The sequence below is a fragment of the uncultured Chitinophaga sp. genome (genome assembly GCF_937874145.1).
Lineage (GTDB): Bacteria > Bacteroidota > Bacteroidia > Chitinophagales > Chitinophagaceae > Chitinophaga.
On sequence record NZ_CALNBI010000459.1, the window covers coordinates 1 to 16,777 of the forward strand.

The window sequence follows — 16,777 nt, forward strand, 5'->3', positions numbered from 1 at the left end:
AACACCAATGCCGGTTTGCCTTCGGCCGATTTCACAGCCACGATGGAAGCCATGCAGGTAGGATCGAAAAGCTCCTCCGCATACCGGGGCGTGCTCCAGTTGGAGATCCCGTCTGCACTCACGCTGAAGGCGCGGCGCTTTACTTTGGACACGTTGCGGATGCTCATCAGCACGTTGCCGTCGGGCAATTGCACCGGCTGGCTTTCGTTCGGATTGGCAATTACCGCCGAGCTGTCGGCCACGATGGCGCCGCGCTGCCAGGTTTTGCCGTAGTCGTCGCTGTAAATGGTGGCCATGCAGGAAGGTGCGTGGCTCCTGCGCGGGGTGAGCTTGCGGGAATCCGCCAGCCATACGGCAGAAAGCAACCGCCCGTTTTTCAGCTGGATGCCGTGGCCCGGACCGGGCGCCAGCACTTTCCAGTTGTACTCCGGTTTGAAGCGGTCGTAGACGGCGGTGATGTCGCGCGGCTGGGACCAGGTTTTCCCGTCGTCAGCCGAAGAGATATAATATCCGTCTTTGTAATCTTTCTGGTACAGCAGGTGTACAGTGCCTTTATCGTCGACGATAGGCACGGGATTCCCCACCGGCCCCTGTTTGAAGCTGTCGAGCACATGGATATCGCTCCAGGTGCGGCCTTCATCGGTGCTGCGGCGCAGCGCCAGGTGCATATCGGCCCAATCGCTGGCGTTGCCGATACGGGCTTCACAGAAGGCGAGCAACGTGTTCCGTTTGGTGACCACCAGCGCGGGAATGCGCATGGAGGCGTACAGCCCTCCCGGTTCGAAGACCACGTGCGTTTCTTCAGCGGGCGCCGAGGCGGCGGGGCGGGAGGAACTGCAGGCGCCGAGCCCCAGTGCCACAAACACCGCAATGGCGGCCGCTATCTTCATTCTTCCGTTCATGATCATATTTCCGTTTCAGTTATTTGATGTTCGCAATAGGCACCTGCCGGAAGGCGATGCCGTTAAAATACCGGTTGAGCCCGCCTTCGAACAGCAACCCGATGTGCGTGTCGGACAGCTGCACCAGGTCGGAGTACCCCGAGGGCCCTTCGAAAACCAGGTTCTTTTTGTCCCAGGCGCCGCCGTCGTTGCTGCTCATGCGGACGGTCATATTCGTGCGGGTGGTGGCGCCGGGGTTGGAGAAAAACAGCCGGTGGCTGCCGTTGACCATGGCCGACAGCAGGGAACCCTGGCATACGGGGTCTACCAGCGTGGCTTCGTCGTAAGCTTCCGACCAGGTAATGCCACCGTCGGCGCTCACGCTGGCGAGGCGTTTATAATCGTTTCCGCCCACGCGCATGTTCAGCATCAGCCTGCCATCCGATAATTCCGCTACCGTGCTTTCGTTAGGGTTCAAACCAGAAAGCTGCGGTACTTTCCCGCCCAGCTTCCAGGTAAGGCCGGCATCGTCCGAGTAAATTACGTGGGAATTCCCTCTTCTCCCCGCTCCTACTTCAATATAATCGCATGGCACGATCATCCGGTTTTTATATGCGCCCTGTGTGATCTGGATGCCATGGCAGGGGCCGGTGGCGTACCATCCCCAGCCGGGGGCTTTTACCGAACTGGTGATTTCCTTCGGCGCGTCCCAGGTTTTACCTTCGTCGGCCGAGGAAGTGAGGTAAACGCGGCGGGTATCCTTGCTGGTGCCGGCGTTGATCATGCCGATATCGTCGTGCCCGAAATTCCAGGTCATGAGCAGGCGGATGGTGCCGGTGTTTTGATCCACCACGGGAGCCGGGTTTCCGCAGGTGTTGTCCGCATCGCTCCAGATAACCTGCAGTTTGCTCCAGGTTTTACCGGAATCGAGGGACCGCTTCATAACCAGGTCGATGTCTCCCTCGTCGCTGCAATCATTTTTGCGGCCTTCCGCGAAAGCCAGCAGGGCGCCGGATTTGGTCATGACGATGGCGGGGATGCGGAAGCAGGTATATCCTTCTGAACTCTGCTGGAATACATATGGCAACACGGAAGAAGGCGGTTCCAGTTTCGGGAAGATCTTTTCCGGATCGTCGTTGCAGGCCCAGGCCAGCGGTGTAAATAGCGATAAAGCCAGGAATTTATGTATGAATTTCATCTTGATGCTTTTATTTATAACCTTCCGTTTGATCGATTTTCGGATTATTGGCCAGTACGGTGGTGTTGAGCGGCCAGAATAGCGGCGTGGTTTTGCCGATCAGGTTCGGGATGTACTGGTAAATATCGAGCGTTCCGCCTTTGTGGAAACGCACCAGGTCCCACCAGCGCTTATTCTCGAAATACAACTCGCGCCCGCGCTCATTGAGGATTTCCCTTTCGAGCGATGATTTATCGAGCGCGCCCGTGTATTCACCCGTTCCGGCTCGCAGGCGCACCTGGTCCAGCGCCGCCTTGGCGAGGCTCCCCTGGTTAAGCGCTGCATGGGCTTCGGCTTTCAGCAGCAGGATATCGGCCAGCCGGTAAATGATGACATCGTTATCGGAAATGCGGTCGTCCGGGTATTTGGTGCCGGGCATTTTCCGGATCCAGGAAACCTTCGGGCCGTCGGCATGGATTTCAGTCACCCAGGTGCAGCGGATGCGCACATCGGCGGTATTGGTAAACAGCGAGCGCGACAGCGGGCTGATCTGGTAAGCGCCCTGCCCGTTGCCGGATTGGTACACCCAGGGGATGGAATCGATATTGATCACGCCGCCGAGGATGGATTCGTACGGCAGGGCATTCTTCCCGTAATTGCCGCCGGGCATTTCGTCGCGGTGGTAAAAGGCCGCCATGATGACTTCCGGATTGTCTTTCGCACGTTTTTTGGTAACGTCTTCAAATATGGGATTGAGGCGCAGCCCTGTGGCTTCCACTTCCGCGATTGCATCCAGCGCCGCTTCCAGCGAGGCATTGCCGCCGCCCAGCACTTTGGCCTGCCACATCAGCGCATCGGCTTTCATCGCCATCACTGCGCCGTAGGAGAAACGGTAGCGGGAAGGATAGCTGGTTTTGGAAAACGAATTCATGGAAGTGTAGAGTTGCGACGCGGCATCGATATCGGCGAGGATCTGCGTCATCACAGCGGTTGCCGGCGACCGCGGCAGCTCGGGAACGTTATCGTCCACCACGGCCTGCAGCATAATGGCCGCATCCCCGATCACGCGGGTGAGGTGGAAATAAAACCAGGCGCGCATGGCGTGCGCCTCGGCCTGGATGGTCTTTTTCAGATCGGGATTCGAAGCGAAGGGAAACGCCTGGATCTTCTCCAGGATCAGGTTGCAATGCCCGATGCCGCGGTACCATTCGGCGTAATTCAGCGCGCCGGAGGTTGGCGACAACGTATGCGACCAGGCCACCGTGAAGCGGGAGTTGTTGGCGGACACCAGCTCTTCGCCCCGTTCCGTACCGTAAGTTACGTTGTTGGCCAGACTGCGGACCACCGTATAAATGCCCACCACATTCGGCTCGAAGTCGCTTTCATTCCGGAAATACACTTCGTCCGTAATATTGGATTGCGGCTCCACTTCCAGGATCGCGTCGCATCCGGAGAGGATGCTCACGGCCGTGAAAGCTGCCCAAAATCGTATCGTCCATTTTTTCATAACTCTGCAGTTAATTCGTTAAATAATCAGAATCTCATGTTAGCCCCGAGCGAGAACTGGCGCGGGCGCGGATAACCGCCGGGATCGAAACCGCTGTATATCTCCGGGTTGAGGCCCTTGTAGGCCGTGAGATAAGCTACGTTGTACACGCTGGCCGACACGTTGATGCCCTGCGAGCGGATTCTCTTCATCCACGCAGCCGGAAAATCGTATGACAACGTGATCTCGCGCAAGGCCAGGAAATCGCCTTTCTCGAACATAACGGACACATCCGAATTGTAGCTGCTGTTATTGCCGAGGCTGCCGTTGCGCAGGTATTGCCGTTGCCCAAAATCATAATCCGCAAAAGAGAAACGCGCGTATTTCTTGCCTGCATCGCCCTGGTTCTTCCATACGTCGCCGGCCAGCGCCTGCGCGGGTGCGCCCTCGTTGAACGCCCTGCCCTGCCCCATCGAGCGGGCCAGCGCGCCGTTGCTGATCATATGCCCGATGGCATAGTCGGCATTCACGCGAAGCGAAAAACCTTTATAGTTAAATGTATTCTGAATACCGCCGATTTTATCGGGATTGCGATAACCGATGAACACCTGGTCTTTCATATCAATAATCCCATCACTATTCACATCTTCAAAAATGAAATCCCCGCCACGCTTGCCCACACGGATACCTTCCGGCGAAGCGAGATTGTCTTTGATGCGGGAATTCCAGGCTGCCGCTTCCTCATCGGTCGCGAATACGCCCAGCACATTGAACGCATAAATAGCATAAGGACGTTCCCCTTCCGCCAGGCCGCCGGCTTCCACCATCTGGCCCGTAGCCCTGTCGAACACCAGGTCGCCGCCCTGACGGTTCTTCGCGCGGCCGTTGCCGGGCAATTTGTCGATGGTCGTGCGGTTGAATGCAAAGGAGAAATTGGCATGCCAGGAGAATTCCTTGCCCTTGATGATATGGGCGCCTGCCGCGATTTCGATACCCCTGTTGCGCAGCGCACCGTTGTTGTAAGTGATGGATGTGAAAGGCGATTCGGACGGGAGCGGTTTGGAGGTCAGGCGGTCTTTCGTCAGTTTGTCATACACGCCCAACGACAGGTTGATCCGGTTGTCCAGCAATCCCGCTTCCAGGGCGATGTCCGTAGTAACGGTCGATTCCCAGCGCAGGCGCGGATTGGCCAACCCTGTACGCACGATGCCCGCATAAGTGGCATAAGCTACGCCTGAGTATTCGCCGTAGGTATCCGTGATGCTCAGGCCGCTCAAACCCGCCACGCCCCAGGAGCCACGCAGCTTCAGGGCGCTCACGGCTTTGTTGCGCACCCAGAAATCCTCGCCGTCGATGTTCCAGCCGGCAGACACCGACGGAAATAGCGCGTATTTGTTTTCCGGCGCGAAATTCGAAAAGCCATCGTACCGTAACGAACCGCCCAGCATGTATTTCGCTTTATAATCGTAAGCGAACTGTCCGAAAAGACTGGCTGAGCGCGTTTCACCCAAACGGGTGGCGAAATCCGCAACGTTGGTGACGATCAGGCCATCGATCGTTGTGGTGGTATTTTCGTCGATGGTGTAGATATAATCGTTGGTAGCCCGCTGCGAGCCCATATCCTTGCTGTGGTTCGTGTTGCGGGTGAAGTTCATCCCGCCGAGGATCATCAGCCGGTGATCTTTATTGAAATCGGTATCGTATTGCAACACCTGCTCCAGCATCAGCTGCCGCGAATTGTTGGTGTAGTCGTCTTTCCAGCGCTTCATGGAAGGCTGCACTTCGTCGGCCGGCGTGGCTTTTCGCATGATGAGCTCGCGGTAATCGTCGATCAGGTAGGAGATCGAGGGTTTCCAGTGCAGCCCTTTCGCCAGCGTCAGATCCGCGCCCACGCGGGTTACCAGGCGCTCGGTAGACGTACGGATATCGTCGTACTTCAGGAGGTGGAAACGGTTGCGGACCGTGTAAAGCTCGCCGGGCATGGGGTTGCCGTCGTCCTTGAACGTCCGGATCAGCGGCGTGATACGGATCGAGCGCACTAGGTCGTTTTGATAGTTGTCGACATAGTTGGGTTTCGTATGCTGGTAATTCACCATGAAATCCAGCCGCAGCTTATCAGACGCCTGGTAGCCGAAGTTACCCAGCGCGCTGTACCGCTTGTAACGCGTGCCCACCAATACGCCCTTCTGATCGGTATACCCCATGGAGAAGTTATAGTCGGCCTTGTCGGTACCGCCGTTCAGCGTGAGGTTGGTGTTGTTGGACAACCCCGTGTTCCAGAGCTCGTCCTGGTAGTGGTTGTCTTTATATAACAGTTTGGTGCCGGGGTTGATGGGATCATCCATCACGCGCCAGCCGCGTGTCAGCAGGTTATCCACGTAAGCCTGGCCTTCCACCTGCACGATATTGTCGTACAGCGCGGTGTAGTAAATATTTTTGCCGTAATCCCCGGGGCGTGTGTATACGCGGGTGCCGGCTGAGAAGCCGCCGTTATTGAGCAGCGTCGCTTTCTGGATGGCGTCGGAGGTGTTGGCGACGGTGATGCGCGCCAGGCGGAGGTATTCTTCGGCCGAGAGATAATCGTAATCGCGGGCCTGGGTTTCCCAGGTGCTGCGGTGGGATAAGGTGACGGAAGAACGGGAATTAAGTTTTCCGCGTTTTGTCTTGATAACGATAACGCCATTGGCGCCCCTGGCTCCGTAAATAGCGGTGGACGCAGCGTCTTTCATCACCTGGAAGGATTCGATATCGTCCGGGTTGATGTCGTTAAGGGAGCGGAACACCCCGTCTACCACCACCAGCGGGTTGCTGCCGTCGGTTCCGCCAATGGAAGCGCCGTTGTTGGTGCCCAGGCCGGAACCATATACATTGGGCTTGGTGCCGCCGCGGATGATAATATTATTAACACCCACACCCGGCTGGCCCTGTGTAATCGGGATCGAAACCCCGGCGATCTTGCCCTGCATGGATTGCACGGGGTTGGGGTTGGGATTGTTTTTCAGCTCCGCTACATCCAGTTTGGAAATAGACGCCGTGTTCTTGCGGGTCGATTGCTCGGTGTAGCCCACGATAAGTACTTCGCCGAGCTGCGACGAAGTTTCCGCCAGGTCTACGTTGATTTCGCGGCGGTTGCCGGCGGGAATTTCTTTCAAGGCATAGTTGATCATCCTGAACAGCAGCGTTTCAGAAGGGGAATTGACCTGCAGCCGGTACCTGCCGTTCACGTCCGTAACGGTGCCCCGCGACGTGCCCTTGACGGACACGCTCACGCCGATTATAGGCTCCCGCGTAGCGGAGTCGCGCACGACGCCCGTCACCGCTCCTTCCCCGGATTGGCTGAAGCCTGGCAACGCAACGAACAGCAGCAGGCAGCAGCAGCATAATCTTAGCAATGTCATGTGTGGAAGTTTTGTGTACATAAGATTGAATGAAAAGTCCGCACCGCTGACGTTCGAACATCAACGGCAATAGCCCTGCAGTACCGCCTAAATCACAGGCAGTGCGGCCCGCAGGGCGCGGGATTTGAATAAATAAAATGAAGGAGGATGGTTACAGCCCCTCTAACGTTGGAATACCTTCGATCATAACGCCAAGTCTCATTTAGTAGTTATGTTCTACATTTTAAAAGTAGGCAATTTTAACAATATCCTGGTATTAATTTTTCGGAACGGTAAAAAAAGATGAAAAAAGCCCGCTCATGGCGGGACTGGTGAGATTATTTTTTTTGACGGAGACGGTCGACGTGCGGCTGCAGGTGCGAAGCCATGCCGTCTTTAAACTCCTGGACGGTCCCTTTTTTAAGGATCCGGACCAGGTCTTTATGCGTGATTTCCCCGGAAACGTACTTTTTGTTTTCCAGCTTCATGACGTATCCGAACACGGGCAACAGCAGCGTCTGGAATTGTTTCATCGTTTCGTTGCCGGTCATTTCGTACAATTTGCCGTGAAACGCGATTTCGTTGTTAATGCGGAAGTTATCCCCTTTTACTTCGCGGGCCACGATATCTTCCAGCTCCTCGATGTCTTTGGGGGTTTTATGGATGAAAAGCAGATCCGCAATTCCCAGTTCCAGCACGAGCCGCAGCTCGAAAAGGTCCTGCAGGGTGGCTTCGTCCATGATTTCGGGGGTCAGCACTTTTTGGAAAGTGCCCACGATGTCGGGGTTGCTGATCACCATGCCCGTTTTCTTTTTCGTTTCGATGATGCCCAGCATCTTGAACCGGCTCAGCGCTTCGCGCACCACGTTCCGGCTAACGCCCAGCGCCGCCGCCAGCTCCAGTTCGGTGGGCAGCGGATCTCCGGGCTTGAAGTTTCCTTTTGCAAAATATTCCCGGAGGCTGGCTTCCACCCGCTCGGCCATGGATTTCGCGGCAATCGGCTTGATACCGTTCAACATATATTTCTAGTTTTGTACCACAAGTGAACAAATATACTCATTTGGACGGGATTCCGGCAATACCGCGTTTTCTTTTCCCTTTTCAGCCTGCTTGACGAATCGCCCAATTGACTTACATTTGATACGGATACACATAACCCCGGCATTACCCTTCAACCGTCAAAGATTACCGATCACCGTCCCGCCGCCGCGCGGGCGCAACTGTATTCCCATGCGTAACATCCGCCGCAAAAGCAGCGACACTTCGCGGAAACCCTCCGCCCAGCCGTCCTTCTTCAAACCGCCGCACGCTTCCGGCATGCCGGAACGCCTCGCCGCCAGCAAAGGTAAAGGCGCCCCCCTGCCCCAGGAAACCCGGCAATTCATGGAGAACGCTTTCCAGGCGGACTTCTCCAACGTCCACATCCACACCGGCGATAAAGCCGCCGCCATGAACGCCGACGTCCAGGCCAAGGCATTTACCTACGGAACGGACGTTTACTTCAACCACCACGAATTCCAGCCCAATTCCCCGGAAGGGCAGCATCTCCTCGCCCACGAACTGGCGCATGTACTGCAGCAAAGCAATAAAATCGCCCCGCGCATCCAACGGGCGGATATCCACCACCGGAAGCTCACATGGGCCGACTTCGCCGCCGACGTGCCGAAGAAAACCTCCGGCTATGAAGCCGTGACCAGCTCCGATATCGAAGACTTCGACACGTCGAAGTACCCTTTCAAGAAACTCACCGAATCCGAAAACGGCACTTCTTTCACTTCCGGGAAAAAAACCACGGATTGCGAAAAAGGCAAGGATAAAGACAAGAAAGCCGCCGAACACCCGGAGAAATACAAAGCCTACAAAGTCAACATCGAAGGCGACACCAGCAAACTCAATGTGAAAGCCTTCATGCGGCAGGATAAATCCTGGGCGAAGAAGTGGCTGTACGATCCCAAAGAACGGGAAGCCCATGCGGATACCTTCGTACCCGGCTGCGAAAGCTCTTTCAATTCCAAACAGAAATCAGCCGATAAATCCTGCGATACCGATGTGAAGAATTGTGAAAACGAATTCAAGAAAAAGAAAATCGCGTCGTATAAAATCTACAACACGAATGTTACCAGCGCCGGGGATTGCGGCAACATCAAAGCGCCCTGCGTGAAGGACAGGATGACCGGCATCAAATATCAATGGAAAAACCATAACGGCGTTACGGTCGACGCCAGCAAGCTCAGTGACTGCAAAACTTCCTTCAAAAAATCCCTCATCAGCACCGGGCTGGAAGATTCCAGCACTTCTCTGCTCAACCACGAACAGCGCCATTTCGATATCACGCATGAAGTAGCGGAGAAGATGTCGTCGGAAATGCAGGCTCTCGCATCCTCGTTCGCGACCAAAGAAGTGGAAGCCTGCGGAAAGGGAAATGCGATGGCCGCGGCCGAAAAAGCCCTGGCAGGCCAGCGCAAGCAGTTGTCCGACAAGATGAAAGCCGTCAAAAAGACGCTCGGCACTTACCAGAAAAATTATGACGCCGAAACCGACCACAGCCGCAAAACCAAAGCGCAGGACTGGTGGAACAGCAATATCGATGCGGGTTTGCTGAAGTCGTCCGGCGTTAAGGACAAGTTTATGTAATTACCGTTCTTTCACATCCGCGATCATGGCTTCGAAGAACCACGTAATCCCTGCGGCCGCGTAGCCGAGGAGGCGCGATTCGTCGCCCAGTTCGGAGGATATGATCTGCGTTTTTTCCCGGATCTGCGTCATGCAGTACGTATTGATCGCCTGTTGCATGGGCAGCGTGATGTATTGGCGCGCCGCGGCGATTTTTCCGCTCAGGATCACCATCTCGGGGTTGAACAGCTGGATAAGGATGGAAATTCCTTTCCCGAGGTTCGTCCCGATATTCGACAATAATTGGATCGAGTACTGGTCGCCCTTGTTGGCTGCGCGGATGATCAGTTCCGTTTCGATACGGTATATTTCCTTGTTGGAAAGGTCGTTGATGATGGAGTTTTGCCCGGACAAGATACCTTCCCGCGCCATTTTCGACAGCGTCATCCCTGAAGCCACCGTTTCCAGGCACCCGTATTTCCCGCAATAGCACAGCTCGCCGTTTTCCACGAAAGGCATATGCCCCATTTCCCCGGAAAATCCGGAGCTGCCATGCTGCACTTTGCCGTCCATGATAATGCCGAGCCCTATGCCCCAGTCCATCAAAATAACCAGCACGTTCTTCCTGCCGATGGCGTGGCCATATCGCAGCTCCGCCAGCGCGGAACCTTTCACATCGTTTTGAATCACTACCGGCAGCCCGATCTGCTGTTCGAAGGCCTCGCGCAGGGTGAGCCCGTCGGTTTCATCGAGCAGGTAGCTGTAGTTTTCGCCCGTTTCGGGGTCGATGAGCCCGGGCATGCCCACGCTGCACCCCACCAGCCGGGATTCTTCGATATTGGCGGATTTGACCAGTTCCCGGATATGTTCGAGCAGGGTTTCGAAATAGGCTTTCCGGTTGCGGGACAGCGTAACCGAAACGGTTTGGACCGGCGTCACGAAGTGATTGTTGTTGTCAACGATCGCCATACTGGTCTTAAACAGTTCAATATCAATGCATATCACGTAGATAACGTTCTTCTGCAAGCGGAAAAGGTCCGGTTTTCGCCCGCCGATCGACTCTCCCACGCCGCGTTTCTCCACGATTTTCTCCCGCGTCAGCTCCCCCAGCATCTTAAATACCGTGGGCGCGCTGATCCCGATCGTATCGCACAGGGCGGAAATCGAAGATGGCCCCTTTGTATAAAGGTGTTGTAACAACTTGTATCTCAGCTGAATTTGCTTCTTACTAAGCCCCGGATCCATCAAAAACGGGTCACGATTAATTAACTTAAGATTCATTGCTCCAGTATTTTCGATTTAACTGCAAATCTTTGAAAAATTTTTTAATGAAGTAATTTGTTTTTATTAAAAAATCAAAAAAGATTGAAAGAGTGTGAAATAAGACCTGATATTTGAAATGCATACATGAAATAATCTGAAATCAAAACACAAGTCTTGTTAAAACATATTTAAAGTTTTAAAACCGGTAAACCGCCGGACAGGGCAAGCCATTTTGCCCCCCGGCGGCCTATGCCTGAAGTGTATTCATCCAAGTACCTGCTGACCTTGTAACATAGTATATCCGTCCGGGCTATAAGCCCTCTCATTCTCTTGTCCAACCTGTTCATCCGCGATGCGAAGGCGCAACACGGGCGGGGCATGCTATGTCTGCATCAACCAATTATTCACAAAACGGAAATTTCACAAACACGCGTAATTGTTATGAAGTATCTATTCCTATTATCATCGCTAATGCTATGCCTTCTGCATGCCAGCGCCCAGCAGAAAAACGTCAGGGGCAGCGTGCAGGACACTACGGGCGCCCCTATCCCCGGCGCCACGGTTATCGTAAAGGGGACCAACATCGGTACGGCCGCCGGGGCCGACGGCCGCTTCGAAATCAGCGTTCCCGGTAACTCCGCCGTGCTGATCGTCAGCTCCATCGGGTTCCAGGAACGGGAATACCAGGTGGGCGACAAAACCAACATCAACATCCGGTTGTCCCAGGGCGGGAAAGACCTGGACGGCGTGGTGGTGATGGGTTTTTCCAAGGTAGAGCGGCGCCACGTGGCCTCCTCTGTCGCGGAAATGGACATGAAACAGGCCAAAAGCCGCCCCATCGCCAAGCTCGAGGAAGCGTTCTCCGGAACGATCCCCGGCGTCACCATGATGCAGGGCTCCAACCTTCCCGGCAGCCGTCCGGGCTCGATTTCCATCCGCGGCATCAGCACCCTGCAGAACGCCGACCCGCTGGTAATCGTTGACGGGATGGAAATGTCGCTCTCCGACATCGATCCCAACCAGGTAAAGAGCATCACCATCCTGAAAGACGCGGCCTCCGCCTCCATGTACGGTTCCCGCGGCGCCAACGGCGTTATCGTGATCGAAACCGAGCGCGGCGCCACCGGCAAATTCAAGGTAGACCTCAACACCTGGTATGCCGTTTCCAAACCCATCGACCTGCCCAAATTCGTGAACGGCGCAGATTACATGCGCCTTAATAACGAAGCGCGCATCATGCAGGGCCAGACTCCCTCGTTTTCGGCTGACTCCATCGCCAAAATGGAATCCGGCCAGCTGAAGAGCATCGACTGGCTCGATGAAGTGATCCAGCGCAACGCCACTTCCTCCAACACCGCGCTGAACGTGTCCGGCGGCGGTGGTGTGGGAACATTCAACCTCATGCTGGGGTACATGAACGAAGGCGGCCAGAACAACATCGAAGGAACTCAGAAATTCTCCGCACGTTTCAACACCAACATCAACATCGCCGATAAATTCGTGCTGCTGGCCGACTTCTACGCGCACCGCCTGCAGGTAGACCGCCTGCAAGCAAACGACGACGGCCACGGCCTCTATGCCCTCGCCTGGCGTATGAATCCCTCCCAGCAGGTATTCTATCCCAATACCGGGCTGGGTATCGATGAGCATTACCAGCTGCATAACAATATCAACCCCGTAGCGTCCATCAACCGCGGCGGTACGAAAAATTACATGCACGACTGGAGCACTATCAACCTCCGCCCCAGGTACAATATCACCAAGAACCTCAATGTAGAGGGTAACGTTTCGTATGTAATTAAAAAGTCGGCGCAGAAATGGCAGCGCTCCACTTTCAAGTTCTATGACGGCAACGGCAAGCCCGTTACCACCTGGGGCAACGTAGTAGGTGCAGAACAGGATGTGTCCGAAAGCCAGCTCACCACCCGCGCGCTCGTCAACTATACCGCCAACCTCCGCGGCAGGAAAGACAAAATCTACCTCACCGCCGGTGCGGAATCCATGAGCTGGATATTCTCCAACTTTAATGAAATTTCCAAAGCATCGTTCTTCGGTAAACTGAACTACTCGTTCGACAGCCGCTACATCCTCGAAGTAACGGCCCGCGGCGATGGCAGCTCCAAGTTCGCGCCGGGCAACCGCTGGGGCTTCTTCCCCTCTGCGGCATTGGCCTGGAATGTAACCAACGAGAAATTCATGAAATCGCTGATGAGCAGCGGCGCGGTGGATAACCTCCGTTTCCGCGTGTCTTATGGCCAGATCGGTAACGAAGACGTAAAACCTTACCTGTGGGAAGAAATCGTGAATAACTACGGCTGGACGATGCGCATGCCCAACCCGAACTTCTCCTGGGAAAAACAGAAGCAGTGGAACGTGGGTATGGAATTGACCACCCTCGACAAACGCCTGAGCTTTACCGGTGAAATCTACCGGAAATTTTCCTTCGACCTGATTTACGACAAATTCCCCGTGCCGCCGCTGACCGGTTCGCACACCCTGGAATCCGCCGTGAACATCGGTGAAGTGGAAAACAAAGGCTTCGAGCTGTCGCTGAAATGGAACGACAAAATCGGTGAAAACTTCCATTACAGCATCGGCGGTATGCTGTTCGACAACAAGAACAAAGTGCTGAAAGCGGGTTACCGCAGCAACGATACCCTCATCTTCAAGGATAATGCCGACAAGGTTTGGTATCGCGGCGTGGCTATCGACAACTATTACGGTTACCAGTCCAACGGTTACTTCCGTGATGCCGATGACGTAGACAAAACGGCTGCCAAGCTGCCGAACGCGCTACCCGGCGACATCAAGTACATCGACCAGAACGGCGACGGCGTGATCAACAACCTGGACCGAGTGAACCTGGGTGATCCGTTCCCGCATATGAACTACGCGGTCAATGTCGACCTGTCGTACAAACGCTGGGACTTCTCCGTTATCGGCCAGGGCGTCGGCAAGCGTATCGGCCACCTTGCAGGTTTGGAAGGTTATCCCGTGCATGTTGACGGCAACACCAACGCACTGGGTGCTCCCCGCCAATACTACGCAGACAACCGCTGGACGCCTGAAAACCAGAACAGCCGGTTCCCCCGTGTATGGAACGGCGCCAGCACCAACACGTACCTGAGCAACGTTTGGCTCGGTGATGCTTCCTTCTTCCGTATCAAAATGATGCAGCTGGGGTACACTTTCCCGAAAATTGGCGGCAGCATCCGCAACGTAAGGGTGTATGTCAACGCGCAGGACGCGATCACCTTCACCAAATGGGAAGGGCTTGAGCCTGAAAGAAACGGCGGCGGCGGCAGATATCCCCGCATGGCCGTGTACAGCATTGGATTGAAAGCTACTATGTTCTAATCAACTTATTCAATTGATCATGAAAAGACTTTTTTATGCATCCCTGATCTGTGGCGCTACTGCGATGACCGGATGCGAGAAATTCCTCGATAAAAGAGACCCGACTGCCACCAGGTTCGAAGAGTTCTTCAACACCGAAGACGATCTCCGCCGCGTGGTATATTCTTCCTACAGAGACGTTTTCTCCGGCGAGGGGCTGAACGCCAAACTGATCTACCAGGACGACGGTAAATCCGACGATGCGTACAGCCGTTTGGAAAGCCATCACCACCAGCTGGTCGGCAACGGCAACTTCAACTCGAATACGACCGCCTTCAACTGGTATTACGACCTGCACATGAAGCATACCGGCCGTTTGAACGTGTTCATCGCCAATATCGATTTGCCGTATGTGGAAGACGAAGCCGTTCGCACCAAGTACAAAGGCATCCTGCAAGGCCTCCGCGTGTGGCATTACTTCTGGATGGTTTCCCGCTGGGGAGATGTTCCCTTTTACCTGGAGCCCGCCGATCTCGAAAAAGCCACGCAGCCTTCGAAGCCGAAAGAAGAAATCCTCGCTACCCTCTTCCCCATGGCCGAAGAAATCGCCAACAACCTGCCGCCGGACGCCTACACTTCCGACGCGTACATGCTGAACCGCTATTCCTTCAAAGGCATCATCATGCGCTACTACCTGTTCTTCGGGCGGTATGAAGACGCGGCGCGCCTCGCCAAGGAGATCATGGATTCCAACAAATTCTCCCTGCATCCCAAGTACGGCGACCTCTTCAGCTACAAAGCAGATAAAAACAACAGGGAATTCATCTTCACGATGGACATGGCCAGCCACGGCAATACCAACACCAACTCCTTCCAGCACCTGGGCCCGCAATACCGCACCGGCAACGGCCAGTCGTTCGTAGTGCCCCTGAAATCGCTGGTGGATTCGTACTGGACGCTCCAGGGCGAAAAAATCGAAGACTGCGAGCTGCACACCAAGGAAGAATATGAGCTCAATCCCAAGCTCAACCGCGATCCCCGCCTGGCAGCCAGCATCTACATGCACGACGACATGTTCCAGAACGAAAAGATCAATATTTACGATCCCAACAGCCCGATGTACTACGAAAGAGCGCGCGCCAGCCGCTCGGGTTACTGGTACCGCAAGTTCGTGGACGAGGCAGACGCCTTCCGCACCGGCGGCAATATGCACTTCCCCTGGCTCCGTTATGCAGAAGTACTGCTGACCTACGCCGAAGCGAAGATCATGCAGGGGCAGATAGATGACCTCGCCAAAAAATGCATCAACGATATCCGCCGCCGTGCCGGCCTGGATATGGATGCCGCCGACGTCACCAAAGGCAAGTATGCCTCTTACAACCAGCAGCAATGGATCGACCTGATCCGTAACGAACGCCGTATTGAAATGGCAGGCGAAGGCCGCCGTTACGACGATATCATCCGCTGGCGCATCGCCGAAAAAGTGCTCAACGAGCCCGCGCTCGGCCACACCCGCATGGTGAACGGCGAAAAAGTGACCTTGAAAATCGAGGACCGCTCCTTCCGCCCGAACAACTACGTTTGGCCGTTCCACGAGAACAGTTTGAAAGTAAGCCCCGGTCTCAGGCAGAATCCGGGTTATTAATAAGTCAGGTATGAATTGGTAAGAACGGCCGGTCGGATGACCGGCCGTTTGATTTTAATCTGTATCTTCCCGCCAGGAAACCTGCCGTCATGAAAACCCACGCCCTCAACCAATCCATCAATTTCTTCTGGACCATCCTGTGCTTTGCGCCGGTGCTCTGGTACTGGTATGCGGCCGGATGGGCAACCTGGGCATGGATCATCCTCGGTATTTCCTTCCTTCCTACCTTCTTTCCCGACAAACTGATCCAACGGATGCAGCTCGCCAAAACCCGCCGGGGCTTCGAGCGGCTGGGCGCCAAAACCTTCCGTAAGCTCACGCAGGACGGCGACTGGGCCAAAGCCGCCACGCATAGCACCGGCAGCACCATCGGCAACCTGGAGGGCGCGGAAAAATATCTCTCCACGATCCGGATGTACGAGAAGTTCCATTGGATCTGCGGGATCTTTTTCGGGCTGACGGCCATTCATGCTTTTGCAACTGGATATTGGATAACGGGAGTACTCGTCACCATTGCCAATTTCATCTTCAACTTCGCCGCCATCGTTTTGCAGCAATACAACCGGCTGCGGATCGGCAATGCACTGCGCAATGCCAGGCGCATCGATATCTGAAACAACAATGGCCGCCTCCCTGCGGAAACGGCCATTGCTCAACTGCTATACTGCGCGGTTATTTGATCTTTTCACGAATCTGCTCCAGCGATACGTTCTCTGCCACTACGTTGCCTTTCGCATCCAGCAGGAACATGGCGGGGATCGCTTTTACCTGGTATGCACTGGCAATCTCCTGGCGGTCGAGGAAGCTTTTCCACGGGAATTTCTCTTCTTTGTCGGCTTTTACCCAGTCGGCGTCCTTTTTATCGATCGACACGCTGATGATCTCCACATCCTTCCCGTGTTCGGCGTAAAACTCCTTCAGCGCAGGCACCGCCTTGCGGCAGGGCGCGCACCAGGAAGCCCAGAAATCCACGATCACGTATTTCTTGCCTTTGGCGAT

The 16,777-nt window shown here is 55.0% G+C and carries 11 protein-coding genes; 4 read left to right on the forward strand and 7 right to left on the reverse strand.

The annotated features are described in order from the left end of the window. The 5 genes from Q0510_RS22155 to Q0510_RS22175 all read right to left on the reverse strand — a co-directional run. A partial coding sequence (locus Q0510_RS22155) for a sialidase family protein (protein ID WP_298716580.1) occupies positions 1–902 on the reverse strand: 902 nt, incomplete at its 3' end. A 19-nt stretch (positions 903–921) separates the two neighbouring features. Then, positions 922–2,079 (reverse strand): sialidase family protein, encoded by a 1,158-nt coding sequence (locus tag Q0510_RS22160; RefSeq protein WP_298716582.1) that lies wholly within the window; start codon positions 2,077–2,079, stop codon positions 922–924. Between the two features lie 10 nt (positions 2,080–2,089). After that, positions 2,090–3,565, reverse strand: a complete 1,476-nt coding sequence (locus Q0510_RS22165; RefSeq protein WP_298716584.1) for a RagB/SusD family nutrient uptake outer membrane protein — start codon at positions 3,563–3,565, stop codon at positions 2,090–2,092. Between the two features lie 26 nt (positions 3,566–3,591). Then, the gene (locus tag Q0510_RS22170; protein ID WP_298716586.1) at positions 3,592–6,942 is read right to left on the reverse strand and encodes a SusC/RagA family TonB-linked outer membrane protein; all 3,351 of its coding nucleotides are present in this window, start codon (positions 6,940–6,942) and stop codon (positions 3,592–3,594) included. A 317-nt stretch (positions 6,943–7,259) separates the two neighbouring features. Then, entirely contained in the window at positions 7,260–7,940 is a 681-nt protein-coding gene (locus Q0510_RS22175; RefSeq protein WP_298716589.1) for a GntR family transcriptional regulator, read from the reverse strand. Between the two features lie 211 nt (positions 7,941–8,151). Here Q0510_RS22175 and Q0510_RS22180 point away from each other — a divergent pair, with 211 nt between their 5' ends. Next, positions 8,152–9,555: a DUF4157 domain-containing protein gene (locus tag Q0510_RS22180; RefSeq protein WP_298716591.1), complete on the forward strand. Its 1,404-nt coding sequence runs from the start codon at positions 8,152–8,154 to the stop codon at positions 9,553–9,555. On the opposite strand, the gene Q0510_RS22185 is transcribed toward Q0510_RS22180, so the two are convergent. Continuing rightward, the gene (locus Q0510_RS22185; protein WP_298716594.1) at positions 9,556–10,734 is read right to left on the reverse strand and encodes an ROK family transcriptional regulator; all 1,179 of its coding nucleotides are present in this window, start codon (positions 10,732–10,734) and stop codon (positions 9,556–9,558) included. 534 nt (positions 10,735–11,268) lie between these two features. Here Q0510_RS22185 and Q0510_RS22190 point away from each other — a divergent pair. The 3 genes from Q0510_RS22190 to Q0510_RS22200 all read left to right on the forward strand — a co-directional run bounded on the left by Q0510_RS22190 (position 11,269) and on the right by Q0510_RS22200 (position 16,392). Further along, positions 11,269–14,154: a TonB-dependent receptor gene (locus Q0510_RS22190; RefSeq protein WP_298716597.1), complete on the forward strand. Its 2,886-nt coding sequence runs from the start codon at positions 11,269–11,271 to the stop codon at positions 14,152–14,154. Positions 14,155–14,173: 19 nt separating this feature from the next. Continuing rightward, complete coding sequence (locus Q0510_RS22195; RefSeq protein ID WP_298716600.1) at positions 14,174–15,778, forward strand: RagB/SusD family nutrient uptake outer membrane protein; 1,605 nt, start codon at positions 14,174–14,176, stop codon at positions 15,776–15,778. Positions 15,779–15,867: 89 nt separating this feature from the next. Continuing rightward, complete coding sequence (locus Q0510_RS22200; protein WP_298716604.1) at positions 15,868–16,392, forward strand: hypothetical protein; 525 nt, start codon at positions 15,868–15,870, stop codon at positions 16,390–16,392. A gap of 58 nt (positions 16,393–16,450) precedes the next feature. Here Q0510_RS22200 and Q0510_RS22205 read toward each other — a convergent pair. Next, positions 16,451–16,777 (reverse strand): TlpA disulfide reductase family protein (locus tag Q0510_RS22205; RefSeq protein WP_298716607.1); only part of this gene is annotated, 327 nt, incomplete at its 5' end.